At 41.5% G+C, this 16,184-nt stretch carries 12 protein-coding genes and 4 pseudogenes; 8 read left to right on the top strand and 8 right to left on the bottom strand.

Annotated features, from left to right (window positions below; translation table 11 throughout):
• The first annotated feature begins 645 nt into the window (after positions 1-645).
• Complete coding sequence (locus PVV66_RS08405) at positions 646-897, top strand: AbrB/MazE/SpoVT family DNA-binding domain-containing protein (protein WP_273719323.1); 252 nt, start codon at positions 646-648, stop codon at positions 895-897.
• Complete coding sequence (locus PVV66_RS08400; protein WP_100129302.1) at positions 894-1,292, top strand: type II toxin-antitoxin system VapC family toxin; 399 nt, start codon at positions 894-896, stop codon at positions 1,290-1,292. The genes PVV66_RS08405 and PVV66_RS08400 overlap by 4 nt, the downstream gene beginning before the upstream one ends.
• Positions 1,293-1,477: 185 nt before the next feature.
• On the opposite strand, the gene PVV66_RS08395 is transcribed toward PVV66_RS08400, so the two are convergent.
• From PVV66_RS08395 to PVV66_RS08375, 5 genes and pseudogenes are all read right to left on the bottom strand, one after another.
• Positions 1,478-1,864, bottom strand: a complete 387-nt coding sequence (locus PVV66_RS08395) for a helix-turn-helix transcriptional regulator (protein WP_273719322.1) — start codon at positions 1,862-1,864, stop codon at positions 1,478-1,480.
• Positions 1,865-2,355: 491 nt separating this feature from the next.
• A pseudogene (locus PVV66_RS08390) lies at positions 2,356-2,765 on the bottom strand (helix-turn-helix domain-containing protein).
• Between the two features lie 680 nt (positions 2,766-3,445).
• Positions 3,446-3,733: a type II toxin-antitoxin system RelE/ParE family toxin gene (locus tag PVV66_RS08385; protein ID WP_273719321.1), complete on the bottom strand. Its 288-nt coding sequence runs from the start codon at positions 3,731-3,733 to the stop codon at positions 3,446-3,448.
• Positions 3,733-3,930, bottom strand: a complete 198-nt coding sequence (locus tag PVV66_RS08380; protein WP_244393452.1) for an antitoxin — start codon at positions 3,928-3,930, stop codon at positions 3,733-3,735. The genes PVV66_RS08385 and PVV66_RS08380 overlap by 1 nt, the downstream gene beginning before the upstream one ends.
• A gap of 324 nt (positions 3,931-4,254) precedes the next feature.
• Positions 4,255-4,664: pseudogene (locus PVV66_RS08375) on the bottom strand (helix-turn-helix domain-containing protein).
• Between the two features lie 1,462 nt (positions 4,665-6,126).
• On the opposite strand from PVV66_RS08375, the gene PVV66_RS08370 reads away from it, so the two are divergent.
• The 4 genes from PVV66_RS08370 (at position 6,127) to PVV66_RS08355 (ending at position 10,968) form a co-directional block, all read left to right on the top strand.
• Complete coding sequence (locus PVV66_RS08370) at positions 6,127-6,324, top strand: hypothetical protein (RefSeq protein ID WP_273719320.1); 198 nt, start codon at positions 6,127-6,129, stop codon at positions 6,322-6,324.
• A gap of 810 nt (positions 6,325-7,134) precedes the next feature.
• Entirely contained in the window at positions 7,135-9,714 is a 2,580-nt protein-coding gene (gene clpB / locus PVV66_RS08365; protein WP_273719319.1) for an ATP-dependent chaperone ClpB, read from the top strand.
• Positions 9,715-10,072: 358 nt separating this feature from the next.
• Positions 10,073-10,219 carry a hypothetical protein gene (locus PVV66_RS08360; RefSeq protein WP_273760976.1) on the top strand — a complete coding sequence of 49 codons (147 nt, stop codon included), beginning with the start codon at positions 10,073-10,075 and terminating at the stop codon, positions 10,217-10,219.
• A gap of 623 nt (positions 10,220-10,842) precedes the next feature.
• Positions 10,843-10,968: a hypothetical protein gene (locus PVV66_RS08355; RefSeq protein ID WP_273719317.1), complete on the top strand. Its 126-nt coding sequence runs from the start codon at positions 10,843-10,845 to the stop codon at positions 10,966-10,968.
• A gap of 161 nt (positions 10,969-11,129) precedes the next feature.
• Here the strand turns inward: PVV66_RS08355 and PVV66_RS09685 are convergent.
• Positions 11,130-11,515 (bottom strand): annotated as a pseudogene (locus PVV66_RS09685) (helix-turn-helix domain-containing protein).
• A 1,044-nt stretch (positions 11,516-12,559) separates the two neighbouring features.
• Between PVV66_RS09685 and PVV66_RS08345 the strand changes: the two are divergent.
• Positions 12,560-12,952, top strand: a complete 393-nt coding sequence (locus PVV66_RS08345; RefSeq protein WP_273719328.1) for a hypothetical protein — start codon at positions 12,560-12,562, stop codon at positions 12,950-12,952.
• Positions 12,953-13,249: 297 nt separating this feature from the next.
• Here PVV66_RS08345 and PVV66_RS08340 read toward each other — a convergent pair.
• Positions 13,250-13,614, bottom strand: a pseudogene (locus PVV66_RS08340) (transcriptional regulator).
• A gap of 684 nt (positions 13,615-14,298) precedes the next feature.
• Positions 14,299-14,688 carry a helix-turn-helix transcriptional regulator gene (locus PVV66_RS08335; RefSeq protein WP_273719316.1) on the bottom strand — a complete coding sequence of 130 codons (390 nt, stop codon included), beginning with the start codon at positions 14,686-14,688 and terminating at the stop codon, positions 14,299-14,301.
• Between the two features lie 1,174 nt (positions 14,689-15,862).
• Between PVV66_RS08335 and PVV66_RS08330 the strand changes: the two genes are divergently transcribed.
• Positions 15,863-16,078 carry a hypothetical protein gene (locus PVV66_RS08330; protein ID WP_273760975.1) on the top strand — a complete coding sequence of 72 codons (216 nt, stop codon included), beginning with the start codon at positions 15,863-15,865 and terminating at the stop codon, positions 16,076-16,078.
• Positions 16,079-16,184: the final 106 nt, after the last annotated feature.

The raw sequence follows: 16,184 nt of genomic DNA, 5'->3' as shown, positions 1-16,184 counted from the left end.
TCCCGGGACACCCACAACAGTGGGTTCAATGGTACGCTAGGGTTTAGGGCTTGTTTTCCCTCTTGATCGGTGCGTAGACGATCAAAATATCCTTTAGATGATAAAGGAATTTCAAAAGATTAGCAAGAAAAATGAAAATATTTGGAAAATGAAAAATTTTTTTGTATCGCAAGAATTATCTCTTTTTTTGTGAAAAAATGTTCTTTGAGATCGATATTAGGGTATGGAATACTTAGCGAGGATATTTTGACAACTAATTGGGCATTCCTTTGCTGTTTTAAGAAAAAGGTGGAGGATGCTAAAACCTACGGCCTCATCATTTTTTTTCAATGGTGCGTGTTTTTCTGCTTTAAAAGCTTTTCCTATTGATCGCATTTGTGTTAGTGGATAGATGAAACATGATCATCTTCAATTCTACACATTCTCCTATGCCATAAAGCACCGTTGTTTAATGCAGGGAGGAGTTCAAGGTCTCCTATTTTTCGGGTGTAATCAGATATTGCCGGTATGAAAACGAATATATCTTACAATTCCTCATGTTCAGGATCTGCCCTATAGTGCTTTGGCAATTTTAAAAAGTAATTGAATTTTTCATTATTTTTTATATATACTTAATAACGATATCTATATTAAGAGGATTTTTCTATGCCTTCACTAACTGTTACAGCAAAAGGACAAGTGACGCTGAAGCGGGATTTACTCCAGCACCTTGGTGTTAAACCAGGAGAGCGCATCAACTTTGAAAAGTTACCAGGTGGTGAACTTCGTATAAAAGCAGCACAGCCTACAAGCACAATTGATAGCTTTATTGGACGATTTGCCGGAAAAGTTAAAAAAACACTGACTGTGGAAGAAATGAACGAAATTGCTGCCTCTGGTTGGGCGAGGAAAAAGTGAAGATTTCTGTAGATACAAATGTTTTAGCCCGCGCTGTTTTACAAGATGATAAAAAGCAAGGTGAAATAGCAAGTAAGATCTTAAGAGAAGCTTCTCTCATCGCTATTTCTTTGCCTTGTCTTTGTGAACTTATTTGGATACTCCGCCGCGGGGCAAAATTATCAAAAGAAGAGATTGCTTTGATGGTTCGTAATCTTCTTGCAACGCGTAATGTCGTCATGAATCGACCAGCTGTTGAAGCCGGGCTTGCTATGCTTGAGGCTGGTGGAGATTTTGCTGATGGAATTATATCTTATGAGGGACATTGGCTAGGCGGTGAAACCTTTGTTTCATTTGATAAATTAGCAATAGACCTGCTAACGCAAAATGGGCTCTCAGCAAGACTCCTTTCTTAACCTTGTCAGTTAAGATCGTGATGGTGTCATTGTTATAGGAATAATGGGGCTTACTTTTTAAGCTTAGCGCATTTTTCTCTTCTATGATAAATTTATCCTATCATGCCCTAAAACACTGCTCTTTGTGGGGGATGGGAATTTTAAGCTGGGGTATTGACAAATATAACGTTTGAGGGTGCTTTTACCTAATCAGAGAGCAACCACAAAATGGCTTTCTGTTTTTTCGGTTGGAGTTCTCTAAAGTTTTTTAAAAGAGCATATTCTTTTTCGCTATAGGTGTCTTGATCACGGTGCGAGAGATTTTCTTCTGAGACAAGATCTTCTTTTGTCGCAAGATCGGTGGCTAAAAGATCCGCATAAAAAAAGCTTATCGGCACTTGCAATTTTTGAGCAATTTCAAGCAAACATCCTGCGCTGACACGATTTAAACCTTTTTCGTATTTCTGGATTTGTTGGAAACTCACACCTAAAAAGCTTCCTAATTCCTTTTGAGAAAGCCCCATTGAAATTCTTCTATGACGAATTCTTTTGCCTATAGAAATGTCGATAAAATGTGGATCTTTAGTTGGCACTTTGCACTCCCTCCGGTTGCGAGCGCCCTCGCATTGGTATTCCGGGAGTCTAAAAGTACTGAATCCGAGTCAGTTTTTTTGCTTTTAGTGCAGACAAGCACCTGGACATAGCAAAAACTCCCGGAATTCCGGGATATCCACAACAGTGGGTTAAATGGTACGCTCGGATTTAGGGCTTTTAGTTCCCTCTTGATCGGTGCGTAGACGATCAAAATATCACTTTAAATGATAAAAGAATTTCAGAAGATTGGCAAGAAAAATGAAAATATTTTGGGGATCGCAAGAATTATCCGATCATACTGTAAAATACTGATCTTTGAGGTTGATATTAAGCATATAGATTTTACTCATTGGGATGCTTTTTTGTGCGCGTGTATGTTGAATAGGGATGGAGTTGTTTGTCGCATCTTTTAGCCTACTGAACTGTGAGGGGGCATTAATTTTACCAAAAGGGCTCTATGAGCGAAGAATGTTGAGGGGTGCACTTTTGCTTAATTAGAAATTAACCATAAAATGGCTTTCTGTTTTTTCGGTTGGAGTTCTCTAAAGTTTTTTAAAAGGGCGTGTTCTTTTTCGCTGGAGATGTTTTGATTATGGTGTGAGGGATTGCCTTCTGAGACAAGATCTTCTTTTGTGGCAAGATCGGTGGCTAAAAGATCCGCATAAAAAAAGCTTATTGGTACTTGCAGTTTTTGAGCAATTTTGAGCAAACATTTTGCGCTGATACGATTTAAACCTTTTTCATATTTCTGGATTTGTTGGAAACTCACACCTAAAAAGTTTCCTAATGTTTTTTGGGAAAGCCCCATGGCCATGCGTCTATAACGAATTCTTTTGCTTGATCAGAAATGTCGATAAAATCTGGATTTTTGGTTGGAAAATGTGGATTTTTAGTTTGCACTTTGTTCCCCCGCCAAGTGCGAGCGCCCTCGCATTGGTATTCCGGGAGTAACAAGTACTGAGTCCGAGTCAGTTTTTTTGCTTTTAGTGCAGACAAGCACCTGGACATAGCAAAAACTCCCGGAATTCCGGGATACCCGCAAAGCGGGATAAATTCATGTATTAAGCTTTCGGGCTTTTAGATCCCTATTTGACCGTTGCGTGGACGATCAAAAACATAAGCCTATCAATAAAGTAATTTCAGAAGATTGGCAAGAAAAATGAAAATATTTTGGGGATCGCAAGAATTATCCGATCATACTGTAAAATACTGATCTTTAAGGTTGATTAGACATATAGATTTTATCCATTGGGGTGCTTTTTTGTGCAAGTGTGTGTTGAGTGTTTTAGGGGTGGGCTTGTTTGTTGCGCCTTTTGCACACTGTCCTTTGAGGGGCATCAATTTTACAAAAGGGCTCTATGAGCGGATAATGTTGAGGGCTGTGCTTTTGCCTAATCAGAGAGCAACCATAAATGGCTTTCTGTTTTTAGGCTTGAGTTCTCTAAAATTTTTTAAAAGTAAGTATTTTTCTTTAACTAGATAGACTTTCATCACCACGATATGAGACATTTTCTTTTGTTGATATATCAGTATAAAAAGAGTTTTTCTTAGAGCTTGAGAGACGCTAGATTGTTATTAAGTCAGGTGGAGATAGGAAATTTACGGCGAGCATGTACCACAGAGGTGATCTCTATTTGTGTTTTCGTTACTCTGTACAATATAAGATAGTTTGGATGGGCTAAAACTTCTCGTAATCCCGGGACTTTCTCACTTTGGCGGTATAGGTATGGATGTTCAGCTAATGGGAGTACAGAATCTTCTAAAAACTTCTTCATTCGTCGTGCAGCAGGTGGACTTTCATAAGCAATGTAAGTTAAAATTTTATTTAAATCATCGCGAGCACAAGCCAACCAGATAATGGGTAACATTAGGACTTCTTTTTTTCAGCTTCAATTTGGTCTATTATATTATCCATTTCAGCCATAACTTCGTCGTGTGAGATAGTAGGATGAGGATTTGCAAGGCTAACTCTTACCTTTTCACGCAACCACGCGGTATAATCCGTTTCCTCTTCCACGGTTTCGAATTCTGAAATTAGCGGAGAAAGAACAGTCTTCATGGTCATCTTTCCTTTTTACTCTCTCTGTTAAATGTAATTACTCTTAGTTGTATTGTCAATGTTAAATGTAATTACTTTTAGTTGTGTGATCAGTTGTAACTCATTAAGAATATTGGTTTTTATTCTGTTATGCCGTAAAAGCACTGACGTTTGAGGGCGATATTGAGCAGATAGGTTTTATCCATTGGGGTGCTTTTTTGTAAGAGAGAGTGTTGAATGTTTTAGGGGTGGGTTTGTTTGTCGCGCCTTTTAAAGTATGTTCCTTTGAGGGGGGCTGAATTTTACCAAAAGGGCTCTGTGAGCGAATAATGTTGAGGGCTGTGTTTTTGCCTAGTCAGAGAGCAACCATAAAATGGCTTTCTGCTTTTTAGGCTTGAGCTCTCTAAAGTTTTTTAAAAGCAAATATTCTTTTTCGTTGGAAATGTTTTGATCACGGTGCGAGAGATTTTCTTCTGAGACAAGATCTTCTTTTGTCGCAAGATCGGTGGCTAAAAGATCCGCATAAAAAAAGCTTATCGGCACTTGCAATTTTTGAGCAATTTCAAGCAAACATCCTGCGCTGACACGATTTAAACCTTTTTCATATTTTTGAATTTGTTGGAAACTCACCCCTAAAGAATTCCCTAAAGCCTTTTGAGTAAGCCCCATGGCTATGCGTCTTTGACGAATTCTTTTGCTTGATCAGAAATATCAATAAAATGTGGGTTTTTAGTTTGAAACTGTGAATTTTTGGTCTGCACTTTAAGCCCCCTCCAGTTGCGAGCGCCCTCGCATTGGTATTCCGGGAGTCTAAAAGTACTGAATCCGAGTCAGTTTTTTTGCTTTTAGTGCAGACAAGCACCTGGACATAGCAAAAACTCCCGGAATTCCGGGATATCCACAACAGTGGGTTAAATGGTACGCTCGGATTTAGGGCTTTTAGTTCCCTCTTGATCGGTGCGTAGACGATCAAAATATCCTTTAAATGATAAAAGAATTTCAGAAGATTGGCAAGAAAAATGAAAATATTTGGAACATGAAAGCATTTTGGGGATCGCAAGAATTATCTGATCATGTGGTGAAATGCTGATCTTTAAGGTTGATTAGACATATAGATTTTATCCATTGGGGTGCTTTTTTGTGCAAGTGTGTGTTGAATGTTTTGGGGGTGGGTTTGTTGTTGCGTCTTGTGCACACTGTCCTTTGAGGGGGAGATGATTTCGAGAAGGGGGGATGGGGTGAGCAAGAGGCCTAAAGTGTAGAGAATTGTTTACAGAGCGGTGTGGCGGTGTGAACCTTTCATTTGTTAATTTCTGTAAAAATGTAAAAGCGTAAAAACGTGGATCCGTAAAAAAGAAGAGAAAGTGAAGGAGGTGGAGGCTTTATGCGTTGTGGAGGCTTTGGTGCGTGTTGGGCTTTTGTCATGGCGTGGAATGGGGTCGAGAGGATTGGAGAAACAAGTCTTGTGAATGGAGGGTAAGATGGGATGGAGAGCACTGTTGGTGCGTGAGTGGAGGAGGGATAAGTTGGGATGGAGAGGGGGTAAGTTGTAAGTGTGTTGATGGGATGGTGCGTACAAAAGGCGGTGGTGCGAAGGGATCTCGTGAAGAATAGCGTGAGAGAATGTGGCTTGTCTGTTGTGTCTGATGAAATACCGTCGTTTGAGGGGAATCTTTGAAGGTGGCGGTGTGGGGCAAGAAGTTAAGTTGTCGTTTATAAAACAGAGGGTATGGGGTGGGAAGTTTGGTTCTTTGGGGGAATTTTTGTAAGCAAGGAGATTATTCGGTGGTGATTTGGAAGTCTCGTTTGGCTTTTTTCTGTAAAGATGTAAAAGCGTAAAAACGTGGAGCCGTAAAAAAGGGAAATTAAAGACGTGGAAGGTTTATGTGTTGTGTATGTTTGTGGGGAAAGGATTTGGGGTATGTTGGGCTTCTGTCATGGTGTGAAATGGAGGGGGAGGATTGGGGGAAGCGCGTCTTGTGAATGGACAGATAAGTTGGGGTGTTAAGTGCTGTTAAGTGCTGTGGCGCAAGTGGGGAGGGCGAGAAAGTGTTGAAATGGGAGAGAATGCGTATGGAGATGAGGGGACGAGAGTATGTTGACGAGAGGGGAATAGAGGATAGAGTATGTGAGGGAATGAGGCGGCTTGCTCGTAAGCTTTTATGAAATGATGTTGTTTGAGGCGTGGGGAGATGAGAAAATTCTTATGCGTAAGGATGGGGCATGTTGGCAATATGTGGATGGTCGGATTGCTTTTTATATTTAAGCGTGACGAGGCAAAAAAGTGGGAAGAATAGAGAGTGTAAAAGTGTTGGTGCGAAGGGATGCGTGAAGAATAGCGTGAGAGAATGGGGCTTGTCTGTTGTGTCTGATGAAATAACGTCGTTTGATGGGATCTCTGAAGGTGGCGGTGTGGGGTAAGAAGTTGGGTTGTTGTTTATAGACCTTTGTTTACAGAGTGGGGGAGAAGTTTTGTTCTTTGGGATAACGTTGCTTTTTGAAGAGGAATTGATTGCTGCTGGTTGGGAGCTTTTGGGGAGCTTTTTTAGGCGTGGGGAGATGAGAAAATTCTTCATGAGCCAACAGATGTAACGTTGGCAATAAGTTGAGGCTGGCTTATTCCTTTTATAAAAGTTGGTTTCTGCGAAAAGATGTTGGTTGATCGGTGGTTTGAAAGAGTGGGAGGATGGGGAAAAGCGCGTCTTGTGAATGGAGAGATAAATTGCGATGAAGAGCACTGTTGGTGCGTGAGAGGGAATGAAGGAACAAGCGCGGAGCGGGGGACGAGAATGTGTTGACGGAATGGGAATGGAGGATAGAGTGCGTGAGAGGAAAGGAAGTGAGGAAAGGAAGGACGTGAGGAAATGGGGCTTGTGAATGTTATGAGGAGATGGGGAATGGAGCGATTTATCGCAAGGGTTGAGGTCATTTTTTGGGAAAGCTTTTTTGAAAAATCTTAGCTTTTTATCTTCTGGTTCTATAATGCTTTTCGCATGCGTTTCTTGTTCTTGTTTTTTCTTTCATGTTTTGCTCTTGCACTCGTTTAGATCAAAACCCATATTCATTTTAACACGACAGTTCTTCATGCTTCAACGTTTCTGGTGTTCGTGTGGTGGGGCGGTTTTTATGACATGCTGGGGAGAGCTTTTGGTGGGTGTTTAGAGAGAGCAAAAGGGCCGTGGCGATGACCAAGAAGTTGTGCCTAAAGGGTTGCCCCAAGAAAGGAAAAAAATGAACCTGGAAAAATATAGCGAACGCGTGCAGGGGTTTTTACAATCAGCACAAAATAATGCTCTGGCTTCGGATCATCAGCAGTTTATGCCGGAGCATTTCTTGAAAGTGTTGTTAGACGATGCTCAAGGATTGGCGGCGTCACTTATCCAAAAAGCAGGAGGGGATCTTAAGCTTATTCAAAAGACGCTTAAAGAAGCTCTTGAGGCTTTGCCAAAAGTACAAGGGGGAAATGGACAACTCTATCTTTCACAGCCGGTGGCAAAAGTCTTTGCGCTGGCTGAGGAGCTCGCGCAAAAAGCCGGTGATCAATTTGTCACTGTGGAGCGTATCTTGCAAGCGCTGCTTATGGAAAAGTCCGCAAAAACAGCCGATATTCTCACAAAGGCTGGGTTAACCCCGCAAGAGCTTAATCAAGCAATTAATGCACTGCGCAAAGGAAAAACAGCCACAAGCCCCCATGCCGAAGGTCAATATGATGCCTTGCAAAAATATGCTCGTGATCTCACAAAAGATGCACGCGAGGGAAAACTCGACCCTGTCATTGGGCGAGAAGAAGAAATTCGTCGCACCATTCAAGTGCTCTCACGGCGGACGAAAAATAATCCCGTGCTGATCGGAGAGCCGGGAGTGGGAAAAACCGCCATTGTGGAAGGGTTGGCGTTGCGCATTATCAATGGCGATGTCCCGGAAACTTTGCGTGATAAACAACTTTATGCGCTCGATATGGGGGCGCTTATTGCGGGGGCAAAATATCGGGGGGAATTTGAAGAACGCCTTAAAGCCGTGCTGGCTGAAGTGCAAGCCGAAAATGGACAAATTATCCTCTTTATTGATGAATTGCACAATCTTGTGGGAGCAGGAAAATCCGATGGTCCTATGGATGCTTCCAACTTGTTAAAACCTGCTCTGGCACGTGGAGAACTCCATTGTGTGGGCGCGACTACCCTTGATGAATATCGAAAATATGTCGAAAAAGATGCTGCTTTGGCACGCCGCTTTCAACCGGTTTTTGTGTCCGAGCCATCGCTGGAGGATACGATTTCTATTTTGCGCGGTATTAAAGAAAAATACGAACAACACCACAAAGTGCGTTTGGCAGACAGTGCTTTAATTGCTGCAGCAAAGCTCTCTTCCCGTTATATTACGGATCGGTTTTTGCCGGATAAAGCGATTGATCTGATCGATGAAGCAGCAGCACGCTTGCGTATGCAGGTTGATTCAAAGCCGGAGGAACTCGATGCCCTTGATCGACGAATTTTACAATTAAAAATCGAACGGGAAGCTTTGAAGACAGATGTAGAGCCAACAGCAAAAGAGCGTTTGAAAAATGTGCAGGAAGAACTCAAAACATTGGAACAACAGTCTGCGGAAATGACAACGGCTTGGCAGGCTGAAAAACAAAAATTAGGGCATGCTGCCGATTTGAAAAAACAACTCGAAGAAGCTCGCAATGCTTTGGCTATTGCACAACGTGATGGACAATTCCAAAAAGCTGGGGAACTGGCTTATAGTGTTATTCCGGAACTCGAAAAACAATTGACTTTAGCGGAAAATGATGACCAGCAAAATCATCTCGTTGAAGAAACGGTGACCGCTGAACATGTCGCGCGGATTGTTTCTCGCTGGACCGGCATTCCTGTTGATCGGATGTTGGAAGCAGAACGCGAAGCGCTCTTGCGCATGGAAGATGAAATTGCTACCCGTGTCGTGGGACAAGGTGAAGCGGTTCAAGCTGTTGCACGTGCTGTACGGCGTGCGCGTGCCGGATTGCAGGACCCCAATCGTCCGCTTGGGTCTTTCATGTTCTTGGGACCTACCGGTGTGGGGAAAACCGAATTAACCAAAGCTCTGGCGGCTTTTCTTTTTCAAGATCCTAATGCCATGTTGCGTATTGATATGTCGGAATATATGGAAAAACATGCAGGAGCACGCTTGATCGGAGCACCGCCCGGATATGTCGGATATGAAGAAGGGGGCGTGCTCACCGAAGCCGTGCGAAGAAGACCTTATCAAGTTATTCTGTTCGATGAAATCGAAAAGGCGCATCCTGATATCTTTAATCTGTTGTTGCAAGTGTTGGACGAAGGGCGCTTGACTGATAGTCAAGGAAGAACGGTCGATTTTCGGAACACTTTGTTGATTATGACTTCAAATCTTGGGGCTGAATTTTTAACCGCTTTGCCTGAAGGACAAACGGTGGATCAAGCAAAAGACGATGTCATGAATGTGGTGAAAACCGCTTTCCGTCCGGAGTTTTTAAACCGTATTGATGAGATTATTCTCTTTGAGCGGTTGCAACGCAAGGATATGGAGGCGATTGTTGATATTCAGATACAACATTTGCAAAATTTGCTCAATGAACGCAACATAACCTTGCATATCAAACCAGAAGTCCGACAGTTCCTTGCCGATAAAGGCTATGACCCCCTTTATGGGGCACGTCCGCTTAAACGGATTATCCAAAAGGAAATTCAAGATCCTCTTGCAGAAAAAATCTTATTTGGAGAAATTCATGACGAGACGGCGGTGACAGTGACAAAACAAGGTGATCGATTAGCGTTTTTATCTGAAACATAGGAAAAATTCCACGGTATAGAGGGTGGTGATAATCCTCTTATGCCATAAAACACCATTGTTTGAGGTGTTCTCCGGTGTGCTGATCGCGCTCTGCATGGTTGGTTAGAGGCGTTTTCCTTCTTGTAGATCAGTATTGTGGGAACTTTCATTCTGTGTCCCCATGGGGACGCGTGTAAGAATATTCAAGAAAAGTTTGCTTGTCGAAATTGATGGAATGCTGTTGTTTGAGGAGCGCTGAGGTGTGCTGATCGCGCTCTGCATGGTTGGTTAGAGGCGTTTTCCTTCTTGTAGATCAGTATTGTGGGAACTTTCATTCTGTGTCCCCATGGGGATGCGTGTAAGAATATTCAGGAAAAGTTTGTTTGTCGAAATTGATGAAATGCTGTTGTTTGAGGTGTTCTCTGGTGTGTTGATCGGGGCTATGCGTGGTTGGTCAGAAAGCTACTACCAAGATGTTGGATGCTTGACAGAGCAATGTGAGATGCTGGGTGGGCGTTTTATTTGACTGTGTTCTGTCAAGATATAAAAGCGTAAAAATGTGTAGCCGTAAAAGAGAAATGAAGAATTTATGCCTTGTGCGTGTTTTTGTCTTGGCATGGAATGGGGTAAGAGGATTGAGGAGAACGCGCTTGTGAATGAAAGGGTAAGCGGAGATGAAAAAGGGGGTAAATTTGTTGGTGCGTTGATGAGAGGAGAGAGAAATGGAGAATAGAGAGAGTGAATATGGATAGGTTAGAGGAGATGGTGTGTAAAAGAGTTGGTGTGAAGGGGTGCATGAAGCATGGTGTGAGGAGATAGGACGTGGCTTGTTGCACTTAAGCTTTGTTTGTGGGGTGGTGTGATCTGGAGTCGGTCAGGGGCGCTGTGTAAAAGGCCGGATTATCGTTTAAAGATCTTTGTTTACAGAGCTGTGTGGGGTGATGATTTGGAAGTTTCATTGGGCTTTATTTTGTAAAAATGTAAAAATGTAAAAGCGTGAAACTGTAAAGAAATAATAGGAAGTTAAGGACGTAGCGGATTTATGCGTTGTACGTGCTTGAGGGCATGTGGGGTTGTTATCATGGCGTGGAATGTGTTGAGGAGGGAGAAGAGAAGTGGAGAAGGCTGGAGCTAAGAGGGGAGGGAAAAGTGGAAGATGGAAAGAGGGGAAAGAAGCGTTTGTCAATGGAGAGATGTGTTGGGGGGAAGAGGGGGCGTGTTGGTGTGGTGATTGGAGAGATAGGAATGGAGAATGGAAAGCGTGCGTGTGGATAGGCTCGGGCGTATACAAAAGACTGTGGTGCGAAGAGATGAAGGATGGCATGAGGAAATAGAATCTGCTTGTTGCATCTGATGAAATACTGTCGTTTAAGGGGGGATAAAGTTTTACTGAAGTGTGCCTCGTTGTTGGAGATAATGTTTATGTGCTCTTTTGTCTAATTAGAAATCAACCACAAAATGGCTTTCTGTTTTTTCGGTTTGAGCTCTCTAAAGTGTTTTAAAAGGGCGTGTTCTTTTTCACTATAGATATATTGATTACAGTGTGAGTGATTTTCTTTTGTGGGAATATCTGCTGTTGAAAGAGCCGCATAAAAAAGCTTGTCGGAACTTGCAGTTTTTTAGCAATTTCTTGTAAACGTCCTGCGCTGACACAATTGGCGCCTTTTTTATCTTTTTGGATTTATTGGAAACTGACTCCTAAAAAGCTTCCTAATTCCTTTTGAGAAAGCCCCATTGAAATGCGTCCCCCATGGCAATTCTTCTTTGATGAATTTTTTGCTTAATCAGAAATGTCGATAAAATGTGGATTTTTAGTTTGCACTTTGCTTCCCCCACCCGATGCGAGCGCCCTCGCGTTGGTTGGTATTCCGGGAGTCTAAAAGTACTGAGCTCTAGTCAGCTTTTTTGCTTTTAGTGTGTCTACACACCTGGACATGGCAAAAACTCCCGGAATCCCGGGATACCCACAAAAGTGGGGCCATTTTACACTAGAGCTTAGGGCTTTCAGTTCCCTCTTGATCGCTGCGTAGACGATCAAAATATCTTTTAAGTGATAAAGGAATTTCAGGGGATTGGCAAGAAACATTAGAACATTTTTTATCTTGTTATACTGTAAAACATAGTCTTTTGAGGAGGGGGAAGAGAGTAAGAATATTCGGGATAGGGCAAGGCATGCTTTAATAAAACACTATCGTTGAGAGGTGGCGATTTGAAAGTGAGGGCCGCAGTGGTAAGAAGTTATGTTGTTTACAGAGAGGTTGTTTACTGAATGGCGCGGGGTGGTGAATATTTTGTTTGCTTATTTCTGTCCTTTCAAGAGATTTACAATTGTCTTTAGAAAGCACATAAGACAGCTTATGATGAGAGTAAATGAGTAACTATAAAAAAATGTTAGCGGTAGAAATTGATAGCTAGTGGGAAAATTCGGGATCCAAATGGCCTATAAAAACCTAAACATTCAAACAATAATGACTATTCCCTCAAGTGATAATTTCAATGTTATGGGGACAAAAGATGTCATTTTATCTGCTGAGAGAGTTATCCAATAGACGAACTTCCTTACTGATAAGTCCGTTTTAAATCCCATATTCATACAAAATATCAGGGAAATAAGTGTATATATAGGATATGTATACTCTATGCCTTCCATGTGTTTTGTGTATTTTTAACATATACACTTTGTATGTTAAGCATGCGCTTTGAACGCTATTAGAGATGCTGGTCGTTTTTTAAAACGCGTGAAAAATCGATTTACGATCACTTGATTACAAATAGATACATTGTTAATATCATTCTTAGCAAGGTTGCTGTTATTTTTGCTGTAGGAGCTTCTCAAGAGAGGAGGGTACAATTGATAGGGGGTAAGATGTCAAAATATTTATTACCATTACCGCTTGTATTGGTGGCTGGTTGTGCATCTTTGAATTATTCATCAAGTTATGTTGATCGAAATATTACAAAGGATGATATAAAATTAATTGCTCATGATTTTGTTCGCAATCTTAAACAATCTTTACCGCCAGCTCAAACAACACTTATTGTGAAAAAAAGTAAAATAGAAGATAATTTTACGCCTTTATTTATCGATCTGTTGCAACGCAATGGATACCGCGTGATCTATACTGATCAACCAAACAAACAGCAAAATGGTATCAATTTGACTTATCAAATAATGCCAATAAATATAGGTATCTTGTCTACTGTCTATTATGATGAGGCGGGAGTAACGCGTTATTATGTACGTACTTATAATAGATAAAGCCCTTTGCCAGTTCGTCTAAAAGGAGCAGATAATGAGGAAATATTGGAAGAAAAATCTGCTTAAGAAGTGAAATTATCGACCAGTGAAGTTAGATAAAATTCTGGTGAGAATGCTGAAGTATCTTCCCAAGACTTTGGTGTTTGTTATGCTATGCCGTAAAGCATTGTCGTTTGAGATCTGGTGATATCCTACTATGCCATACCATTGTTTGGGGGCTGGTGAGATCAGGGAGGAAAAATTTTAAGCAGGGGGGAAATGGGTATATGAGCGAATAATGTTTGTGTGCGCTTCTGTCTAATCAGAAATCAACCACAAAATTGCCTGCTGTTTTTTCGGTGTGAGTGCTCTAAAATTTTTCAAAAGTATGTGTTCTTTTTCGCTATAGGTTTCTTGATCACGGTGTGAGAGATTGTCTTTTGTGGGAATATTTGCTGTTGAAAGAGCCGCATAAAAACTCATCAGGACATCTCGTATTTGGCAATTTCCTGTAAATGTCCTGCGCTTACACGATTGTAGCCTTTTTTATATTTTTAGATTTGTTGAAAACGGGCTTCTAAAGAGTTTTCATATTCTTTTTGGGAGAGCTCCACTAAAATTCGTCCCCCATTGCAATTCTTCTTTGATAAACTCTTTTGCTTAATCAGAAATATCGCTGAAATGTAAACCTTTAGCTCACACTGCAAGCCCCCAACCGGCTGCGAGCACCCTCGCATTGGTATTCCGGGAGTTAAAGGTACTGAACTTAATCAGTCTTTTGCTTTTAGTGTTTCTCGCACTTGGACATAGCAAAAACTCCCGAAATTCCGGAATACCTGCAAAGCAGGTTCATTTTACGCTAGAGCTTAGGGCTTTTAGTTCCCTATTGAACGTTGCGTAGGGGGTCAAAAACATAAATCAATCAATAAAGGAATTTCAGGGGATTGGCAAGAAAAAATTTAAAATTTTTATTTTGTTATGCCGTAGAAAGGGTGTTTGAGATGTGGTGAGAATGGTCCATTAGAGTAGGGATATGCCATTAAAGGGACCTTCAAGCATATAAATTTATAAGGTGTTTTTTTGTGGGAATGTATGTTGAATATTTTAGGGTTGTGAAGTCCTGCCCTTTGAAGGACGGTGATCTGATGTCAGTGGGGGACAGCCGCTAGGTAAGAAGCTGGATTATAGTTTACAAATCGGTGCGGGGGGAAGCTTTATCCTCTAGAGGGAAATTCGCTGAAGACGTGGAGTTGTCGATCAATGCTTGTAGGAATTTTTTCTCTTTAAGGTATCGTCATCTCTCGTATACTTTCAAGAGCATTTTGTTGTTGGCTTTATGAGCGAATAATGTTGATGTGCTCTTTTGTTTAATTAGAAATCAACCACAAAATTGCTTTCTGTTTTTTAGGCTTAAGCTCTCTAAAATTTTTTAAAAGGGCATATTCTTTTTCGCTATAGGTGTCTTGATTACGATGTGAGGGGTTTTCTTTTGTCGCAAGATCGGTGGCTAAAAGATCCGCATAAAAAAAGCTTATCGGCATTTGCAATTTTTGAGCAATTTCAAGCAAACATCCTGCGCTGACACGATTTAAACCTTTTTCATATTTCTGGATTTGTTGGAAACTCACACCTAAAAAGCTTCCTAATGCCTTTTGAGAAAGCCCCATTGAAATTCTTCTATGACGAATTCTTGCGCCTATTGAAGTATCAACAAAGTTTGAATTTTTGGTTTGAAAATGTGGATTTTTAGTTTGCACTTTGCACCTCCCGCCAAGTGCGAGCGCCCTCGCATTGATATTCCGCGAGTTTGAAAACACTGACTTGACTCAGCTTTTTGCTTTTAGTGCAGACAAGCACCTGGACATAACAAAAAATCCCAGAACTCCGGGATATCCGCAAAGCGGGCTCATTTTTACGCTCGGATTTAGGACCTTTAATCCCTCTTGATCGGTGCGTAGACGAACAAAATATCCTTTAGATGATAAAGGAATTTCAAAAGATTAGCAAGAAAAATGAAAATATTTGGAAAATGAAAAATTTTTTTGTATCGCAAGAATTATCCTCTTATTCTGTGAAACACCACTTTTTGAGGTTGATATTGGGTCTATAGATTTAAAAATTTAAGTGTTTTTTTGTGCAAGTGGGTATTTTAGGGGAGGGTTGTTTATCGCGCCTTTTGCAGTACGGTTCTTTGAGGGATGGTGATTTGACGGTGGGAGCTGTTGGGTTAAGCTGTTGGAGGGGGTGAGAATTGTTTACAGAGCGGCTGTTTACAGAGTGGTGCGCGGGGGTGCCACTTTCGTTTGGCTTCTTTTTAGTAAAAATATAAAAGCGTAAAAACGCGGATCTGTAAAAAAGAAAGGGAAAGTTAAGGAGGTGGAAGGTTGTTGTGTAGGCTTTAGGGTTGGTTGGGCGTGTATCATGGTGTGGAATGGGGGAAGACGAATTGGGGGAACGAGTCTTGTGAATGGAGGGGAAAGCTGGGGTGAAAAGGTGTGTTAAGTGCTGTGGCGCAAGTGGGGAGAGGGAGAAAGTGTTGAAATGGGAGAGAATGCGTATGGAGACGGGGAGATGAGAGTGTGTTGACGAGAGGGGAATGGAGTGCGTGAGGTGTCGGAAAGGATGGCGTGAGGGAATGGGGCTTGTCTGTTGTGTCTGATGAAGTGCTGTCGTTTGAGGGATGGTGATTTGACGGTGGGGGCTTTGGGTTAAACTGTTGGAGGGGGTGAGAATTGTTTACAGAGCGGCTGTTTACAGAGTGGTGCGCGGGGGTGCCACTTTCGTTTGGCTTCTTTTTAGTAAAAATATAAAAGCGTAAAAACGCGGATCTGTAAAAAAGAAGAGGAAGTTAGGGGCGTGGAGGCTTTATGCGTTGCAGAATTTTTTAATTGTGCTTAAACTTTAAAAACTGAAAGACAGAAGGGGGAATCTATGAACAAAATCATTAGAACAGCATTGCTGCTTTGCACTGTCATGGTTGCTGCTGATTTTATTATCATTGATGATGATCATTTGCTAAGTTGTCAGAAGATTCTTGATGCCTTTAAGACACAAAAAATTCTTGATGCCTTTAAGGTGCAAAAAAGAAGCAACAATCCAATCAGCTCTGCGGACGAAAAAGCAGGAGTCGTATTTTGGCGCAAGTAGATGCAGCAACAAAAAATCGCTTGCGAATGCTTTTACTGGGCGATGGCATCGTGTCATTTGGGGGCTGGATTGATTACATCGTGATTTTAACCGTATCCGTGTTCAC

The organism is Bartonella sp. AU16XJBT (assembly GCF_028618665.1).
In the GTDB taxonomy this organism is placed as follows: domain Bacteria; phylum Pseudomonadota; class Alphaproteobacteria; order Rhizobiales; family Rhizobiaceae; genus Bartonella.
The sequence above is the reverse complement of the archived record's forward strand: the minus strand, read 5'-3'. Positions and strand labels throughout refer to the sequence as shown.

Excerpts from the sequence above, each read along its gene's own strand:
- PVV66_RS08330 (WP_273760975.1), top strand. The coding sequence starts at position 15,863 with ATGAACAAAATCATTAGAACAGCATTGCTGCTTTGCACTGTCATGGTT.
- PVV66_RS08380 (WP_244393452.1), bottom strand. The coding sequence starts at position 3,930 with ATGACCATGAAGACTGTTCTTTCTCCGCTAATTTCAGAATTCGAAACC.
- clpB (WP_273719319.1), top strand. The coding sequence starts at position 7,135 with ATGAACCTGGAAAAATATAGCGAACGCGTGCAGGGGTTTTTACAATCA.
- PVV66_RS08345 (WP_273719328.1), top strand. The coding sequence starts at position 12,560 with ATGTCAAAATATTTATTACCATTACCGCTTGTATTGGTGGCTGGTTGT.
- PVV66_RS08385 (WP_273719321.1), bottom strand. The coding sequence starts at position 3,733 with ATGTTACCCATTATCTGGTTGGCTTGTGCTCGCGATGATTTAAATAAA.
- PVV66_RS08370 (WP_273719320.1), top strand. The coding sequence starts at position 6,127 with ATGTTGGCAATATGTGGATGGTCGGATTGCTTTTTATATTTAAGCGTG.
- PVV66_RS08405 (WP_273719323.1), top strand. The coding sequence starts at position 646 with ATGCCTTCACTAACTGTTACAGCAAAAGGACAAGTGACGCTGAAGCGG.